Genomic DNA, 6,413 nt, shown 5'->3' on the forward strand with positions numbered 1-6,413 from the left:
TTCATTCTCATTTACTACAATTCCCGTTTTTCATCTTTTCCTAAATCACAGTTCCTCCACCGGTCGTCACAAATCCAACTCTCAGAATTGCTTTCACAAAACTCCACATTCCATTGATTACTGCAGAATTCAGCAGACTGATCGGCACATCCAGAATTCCTGTTCCAAGTAACAGAAGCAGAATCCACATACTATACGGTCGGATCTTCCAGTAAAACTCTGCTACCCTCGGAAAGATCTCAGCAAGAATATTCGATCCGTCAAGGGGCGGAATCGGAATCAGATTGAACACACCAAGTCCAATATTCAGCACTGCTCCATAATAAGTAAGCACATAAAGATAATTCAGAATCAACCCACTCGATCCGTACTTATACAAAAGCCCGTGCAGAATCATACAGACAAACGCAAGCAGGAAATTCATGACTACTCCCGCTGCTGCCACAAGAATCGTATCTCTTTTTTTATTCTTATAATTCCTGGTATTGATCCTTACCGGCTTTGCCCATCCCACATGAAAGACAAGCAGACATAACGTTCCCCACACATCCAGATGCTTAAATGGATTCAAGGTCAGTCTTCCGTCATATTTTGGTGTCATATCCCCGAGTTTATATGACACATATCCATGTGCAAATTCATGCAACGAAACTGCAAGTAATGTAGCAGGCGCAACGTAGATTAAAGTCTGGAAAAACTGATACATTGCCCTGGTCAGTCCTATATTCTGAAACAGCATAATATCCTCCCGATTTTCTTAGTAACGTTTATTATAGTCCCAAGAGAAAACGGATTCAAGAAAGATTATGTAAATTTTTTCTAAAGATTGTACAGAAAAAGTCATTATCCCATCCATAGATAATGACTTTTTTATACCATTTATTTTGCTTTTTTATTCTGTCTGTCCATGTAGATCTTTCTCCCCATAAAAATCAGTGCCGACAGAGCAAACAGGATCAGCAGTCCTGTCACCAGAAGCTTCGCTCCTCCTGTCAGCATTCCTCCAACATAAGAATATACAATCGTTGCCGGAAGCTGTCCCACACCAGTTGCCACAAAAAAAGATATAAACGACATCGAAGTAAGTCCTGCTGCATAACTTACAATATCAAACGAAACAAACGGAAGCAAACGACAGATCAGAACTGTATTCTTTCCATATTTTTTAAAAAATGTATCTATCTGCCGCATTCCAGCTTTACTCGTAAGCTTTTCTGCCACATCACGTCCAAGTATTCTTGCAATGAAAAAGCATACCGCTGCTCCTGCCATCGCACTGCTCCATGACAGAATAGCTCCCTGCCACCATCCAAAAAGATTCGCATTTGCAAATGTAATCAGAAATGCCGGAAGTGGCGCTGCAATCGACTGAAAAATCATAAGCAAAAATGAAATCAATGCCGCATATGCCCCATAAGATGCTACAAAGTCTCTGACCACTGCAAAGTCTCCACTAGCAAACATCTTAAATACCTGATTCATCACATGTTTTACGGACGGAAATACATAATAACTTCCGATTGATACAATAATCAAAACGATCACTACTATTTTCCCCACCCAAATATTTTTCTTTTTTTCCATACTTTTTACTCCTTATTCCTTATTTTCTTCCAGGTCATCTTTCAGGTAACGCTTTTTCAGGATCATCCCGATTATCGTGACTACAACTGCCAGCACTACTGCTATTCCAATATAAAGCAACCTATTCTCCTTATCCGCAAGGCCTGCTGTACCAACCGTATACATCGCTGTACCAGGTAGCATAAATATCAACGAACCAATTGCATACGTACTAAAACGGATATCTGTAATACCATACGCAAAATTCTGCAGATTAAATGGAAATACCGGAACCAGACGTGTAATCATAAGAACAAATAATTCATTACAGCCAGTATCGTCAAACAACCATTTTTTCAAGATACGGTTTTTTGCAACCACTGGTCCAATACTGTCTTTCAAGAAAAAACGTCCTGCAATAAATGCAAGAACCGCCCCGATCGTTGTTGCCAGAGAACAACAAATCGTACCGATTACTGGTCCAAAGAGAAGTCCTGCCAGTATCGCAAACGTCACTCCCGGAAGCGCAAGCACCACACACCCAACAACTGTCAATACCATATACAATAGAATTGCCAGAGGAAGATTATTCTGCACTATCCGCTTCATAAATTCAAGATTTTCTGCAGTACTTATGTAAGAAGACCAGTCAAAAATATGATTCAGGATCACAATCAAAAGGATGATTCCCCCAAATATCCATAGCTTCTTGTTTTTCATCTCTTTTTCCTTTTCCCCTTTTTGAATTTTGCTATCTAATGTTATCACATTTTCCCTTCTATCTCAAATACATTTATACTATAATTGTATATCCTTATCGTGTTTTTCTATAGCAAAAAGCAGCCCTTGATGGACTGCCCTTTACGCTTTCTGAATAACTCAGATTATTTACCTTCTTTTTCGTATTCTGTAATTCTTGCCACCTTTGGCATAGAACGGGATTCCGGATCGAAAGTTACGCTTAAGTACTCTTTTACGAGGCATTTTGCGAGCTCAATTCCTGTAACCTGTGCACCAAGTGTGATAATGTTAGCATTGTTACTGAGCTGTGCTCTCTGAGCCTGATATACATTGTTAACCAGTGCTGCATAAGCTCCCGGAACTTTGTTGGCAGCAATGCTTACCCCGATACCTGTTCCGCAGATCAGGATTCCTCTTGCAATTTTCATTTTTTCTTTTTTATTTTCGATTATTCTTGTGTTTTGTTTTCGTTTTCTTTCGTTTTCGCCGGTTTTCTCTTTATCTGCAACTGCAGGTTCACCCCAAACGGATTGACTGCAACGCCAAATGCTTCCGGCGAAAGAATTTCCGGAATCTTACTTCCTTCTACAACAGCGGTTTTCAATGTCACACCCTTGTTCAGGTTCTGGAATTTCTTAACTTCCTGCACATCCGTAAAGATTGGCTGATACACTTTTCCATCTTTCTGTTTCAGAATCGGAATTCCTTTGTCCTCCTGAACAGTCACAATATAACGCCCCTCCTGATAATGGGCAAGCATTTCTTCGTTCAGTTCTTTTAACTCATCCGTCATCTCCGGTTTATCCGGCTTTCTCATCTGTTGCATAAAATACGCTGCAGTCAGCACCAGTTCCGGATTCTCTACACGTATTTTTCCTTCTGGCAGTTCTTCATCCTTCGGTCTCGTGATCAATTCGTCAAGCTGCACAGTAATCTGTCCGTCCAAACCTTTGTCCACCAGAATACAGTTGACTCCCATTGGAAACAACCCGGTAAAAAATGACAGGCGGGAATTTTCATCCACCTTGACAAGCTGCATTGGATTTCCCTCCTTCTGAAGCTTCATAGCCTCTTCTTTCGCTTCCGCTTCTGTGTAATAAAGAAGGATCTCATCATCAAATGTCTCCGGATCGCAGACCACATATGGCATTCTTGTACAGGATGACATCAGTACATAAATTGCCTCTGTAGTACGCAGTTTATTTAAAGTTTCGATTTTCTGATTTGTATTACTCATTCTAGTATATCCCTTTCCTATTTCTCCATATAACAAGAATTATACCCGTCTGTCCGAAAGAAGTCAATTTATACTCCCTTATTCCACTTGATTATCTTCGTATTTTCCTATATCATATGTGTTTAGTGGCTGTTTTTACAATATTTTTACTCTTTTATCAGAACAGAAAGGAATGAGAAAATGAATCAGGAAAATACATCTGCACCTGCAGAAAACAAAATGGGTACCATGCCCATCGGAAAACTATTATTTAATATGTCTCTGCCTATGATGATTTCTATGCTGGTACAGGCTTTGTACAACATCGTAGACAGTATTTTTGTCGCTAAATTATCGGAAAATGCACTGACCGCCGTTTCACTTGCCTTTCCACTCCAGACACTGCTTATTGCAGTTGGAACCGGAACCGGTGTCGGCATGAATGCACTCCTTTCCAAATCACTTGGAGAGAAAAATTTCAAAAAAGCAAATGCAACTGCAAGCAACGCTGCCGTTTTATATTTTTTCAGCTATCTCGTATTTTTCATTCTTGGCTTTACGATCGTCCGTCCTTTTTACGCAAGTCAGATTGGAAATGCTGACCAGGAGATCATGAAACTCGGAATTGAGTACTTAAGCACCGTCATGATTTTTTCTTTCGGGCTGCTTGCACAGGTCTTCTTTGAGCGTCTTCTTACTTCAACCGGAAGAACCATCTTCAGTATGACTTCCCAGCTGACAGGGGCAATCACTAACATCATTCTTGATCCAATCCTGATCTTCGGACTTCTCGGAGCTCCAAAAATGGGTGTGACCGGAGCTGCTGTTGCAACCGTGATCGGACAATGCGTTGCCGCACTTGTCGCCGGATTTTGTAACCACCGGTACAATCATGATGTGAAACTGAAATTTCATGGGTTCAGACTCGATTTCCATATTATCGGCACCATTTATGCAGTTGGAATTCCAACGATTATTATGCAGTCCATCGGATCGGTTATGACTTACTGCATGAACCGCATCCTGATCGAGTTTTCATCAACCGCAACTGCTGTATTCGGCGTTTACTTTAAGCTACAGAGTTTCTTCTTCATGCCGGTATTCGGTCTCAACAATGGGATTACTCCGATCATTGCCTACAATTATGGTGCCGGTCAGAGAAAACGTATGCTCAAGACGATCAAGCTCAGTATGCTGGTTGCCTTCTGCCTCACCTTCATCGGATTCCTCTGCTTTGAAGGAATCCCACAGATACTTTTAGGTATGTTCAATGCATCGGACGAGATGCTCACCATCGGAGTTCCTGCCCTGCGGATCATCGGAATCCACTATCTGATCGCATGGTTCTGTATTGTATCAGGAACAGTATTTCAGGCTCTTGGAAAAGCATTTTTCAGTATGATCGTCTCCATTATGCGTCAGTTATTTGTACTGATTCCTGCCGCATATATCCTTGCAAAGCTTGGCGGTCTTCATGTAGTGTGGTGGTCCTTCCCGATTGCGGAGGTCATTTCACTTATGGTATCCTCCTTCTTCCTGGTACGGATCAACCGGACGATCATTTCCAGGGTTCCAGAGGGAAAACTTTAGTAGAACTGTGCTCGGATAGTTCCTCTGATAGCGAAAAAGAAGATTTTCACGTGTCGATTCAGATCCGCGAAAATCTTCTTTTTATTTTAACTTTATCTTACATAAATCCCTGTATGGATTCGTCCTCGCAAGCCCAATCTCAACCGCTTCACCTGTAAACGGTGCAAACTGGTTCTGCATCACAACAAATGCCTCCCGCATTTCCGCCTGGTTCAGTCTTTTTCCCAGTGTTGTATGCGGGAACCAGGAAAACGGCTGGTATCTGATCTGGATCCGTACCTCCTCCAGATATCTGATCTTTGAGAAAACAGACTCTGACAGCTTTTGAAGATATGCATTTAAAACCGGTGACAAATAAATTGTATGTGGCAGAAACATCCCTACCGAGCACCAGAAAATCTGTCCTTTTTCAAATTCCTGTTCCATTGCCGTAAAGCCGGCGATTGCTTTCTCTTCTTCTGCCATATCAAATGCCGACAAGGTAATATGTGGCGGAACCTTTCCGTCAATCATCGCCATATTGCCCGTTCTTTGCGCAATCTGTTCCATATATAACTGGATCTTCTTGTTTGTCCCTTCGTCAAAATAAAGTGATATCAGGTACATACTATCCTTTTAGCCCAGCTGACTGCCGGATCATATCTTCCACTACGATATCGTAAATCTCGCCAATACTATTACAATATTCCAGAATCTTCCATGGCTCGTTTGTATGGAAATGAATTTTGATCAGATCTTCATCTCCTACCGCGATCAGACAGTTTCCTTCAAAATGTTCGGATATATATTCTGCAATCTCATCTTCATCCAGATCTTCATCTCTTCTGTCAATCAAAAGCTGCGTATCATAACGGTATGCAAACTGATCCTCTTCTACGTCTATACTGTGTACATTTCCCATCTGTTTGTTCCTCCTTACTCAAAGTTCAAGAACAGTATAGCATATTTTTATTTGTTATCAAATGTAATATTTCTGACCATATTCCGGTTGATCAGCTGTATTCCCTTTTTCCCTGCATCCACTTTGATCCACTGGGAATCAGCTTCCATAAGTGTTCCTTTAATTGCACCTACTTCGTTAAAAAGACTTACTGTACAACTTTTTCCCATATACTGATCTAACATTGAACCTTCCATAATCCGCTCTTCCTTTCCATTGCTTAAAATCGTAATTACATTCTGTCTCTGCTGCATGGCCTGCATCATTGTCATCATATTCAGATTATTGATTGCAACCATTGTTGCAATGTCCATACCGATCCACCGTTACTGAAAACTTATAAAAAGTTACAAACTTCTATGT

At 40.9% G+C, this 6,413-nt stretch carries 9 protein-coding genes; 1 reads left to right on the plus strand and 8 read right to left on the minus strand.

Going from position 1 to position 6,413, the window contains the following annotated elements:
• Positions 1-40: 40 nt before the first annotated feature.
• The 5 genes from PG766_RS08510 to PG766_RS08530 form a co-directional block, all read right to left on the minus strand.
• Positions 41-739, minus strand: coding sequence for a site-2 protease family protein (locus PG766_RS08510; protein ID WP_243006388.1), 699 nt, complete (start codon positions 737-739; stop codon positions 41-43).
• A 140-nt stretch (positions 740-879) separates the two neighbouring features.
• Positions 880-1,584 (minus strand): TVP38/TMEM64 family protein, encoded by a 705-nt coding sequence (locus PG766_RS08515; protein WP_118198989.1) that lies wholly within the window; start codon positions 1,582-1,584, stop codon positions 880-882.
• A gap of 12 nt (positions 1,585-1,596) precedes the next feature.
• Positions 1,597-2,283 (minus strand): TVP38/TMEM64 family protein, encoded by a 687-nt coding sequence (locus PG766_RS08520; RefSeq protein ID WP_118199032.1) that lies wholly within the window; start codon positions 2,281-2,283, stop codon positions 1,597-1,599.
• Between the two features lie 164 nt (positions 2,284-2,447).
• Entirely contained in the window at positions 2,448-2,732 is a 285-nt protein-coding gene (locus tag PG766_RS08525; RefSeq protein ID WP_082421164.1) for an RpiB/LacA/LacB family sugar-phosphate isomerase, read from the minus strand.
• Between the two features lie 20 nt (positions 2,733-2,752).
• On the minus strand, positions 2,753-3,541 hold the full coding sequence (locus tag PG766_RS08530) for an SseB family protein (RefSeq protein ID WP_055261386.1): 789 nt from the start codon (positions 3,539-3,541) through the stop codon (positions 2,753-2,755).
• Positions 3,542-3,721: 180 nt separating this feature from the next.
• Here PG766_RS08530 and PG766_RS08535 point away from each other — a divergent pair, with 180 nt between their 5' ends.
• Positions 3,722-5,110, plus strand: coding sequence for an MATE family efflux transporter (locus tag PG766_RS08535; RefSeq protein WP_118198988.1), 1,389 nt, complete (start codon positions 3,722-3,724; stop codon positions 5,108-5,110).
• A gap of 81 nt (positions 5,111-5,191) precedes the next feature.
• On the opposite strand, the gene PG766_RS08540 is transcribed toward PG766_RS08535, so the two are convergent.
• The 3 genes from PG766_RS08540 to PG766_RS08550 are packed head-to-tail and all read right to left on the minus strand — an operon-like array spanning position 5,192 to position 6,364.
• Positions 5,192-5,716 (minus strand): 2'-5' RNA ligase family protein, encoded by a 525-nt coding sequence (locus tag PG766_RS08540; protein ID WP_117834349.1) that lies wholly within the window; start codon positions 5,714-5,716, stop codon positions 5,192-5,194.
• A 1-nt stretch (position 5,717) separates the two neighbouring features.
• Positions 5,718-6,011 (minus strand): hypothetical protein, encoded by a 294-nt coding sequence (locus PG766_RS08545; RefSeq protein WP_055158424.1) that lies wholly within the window; start codon positions 6,009-6,011, stop codon positions 5,718-5,720.
• Between the two features lie 47 nt (positions 6,012-6,058).
• Complete coding sequence (locus PG766_RS08550) at positions 6,059-6,364, minus strand: hypothetical protein (RefSeq protein WP_117555854.1); 306 nt, start codon at positions 6,362-6,364, stop codon at positions 6,059-6,061.
• Positions 6,365-6,413 lie beyond the last annotated feature (49 nt).

It is taken from the genome of Coprococcus sp. LG101-27 (assembly GCF_027695515.1).
GTDB lineage: Bacteria > Bacillota > Clostridia > Lachnospirales > Lachnospiraceae > Allocoprococcus > Allocoprococcus comes.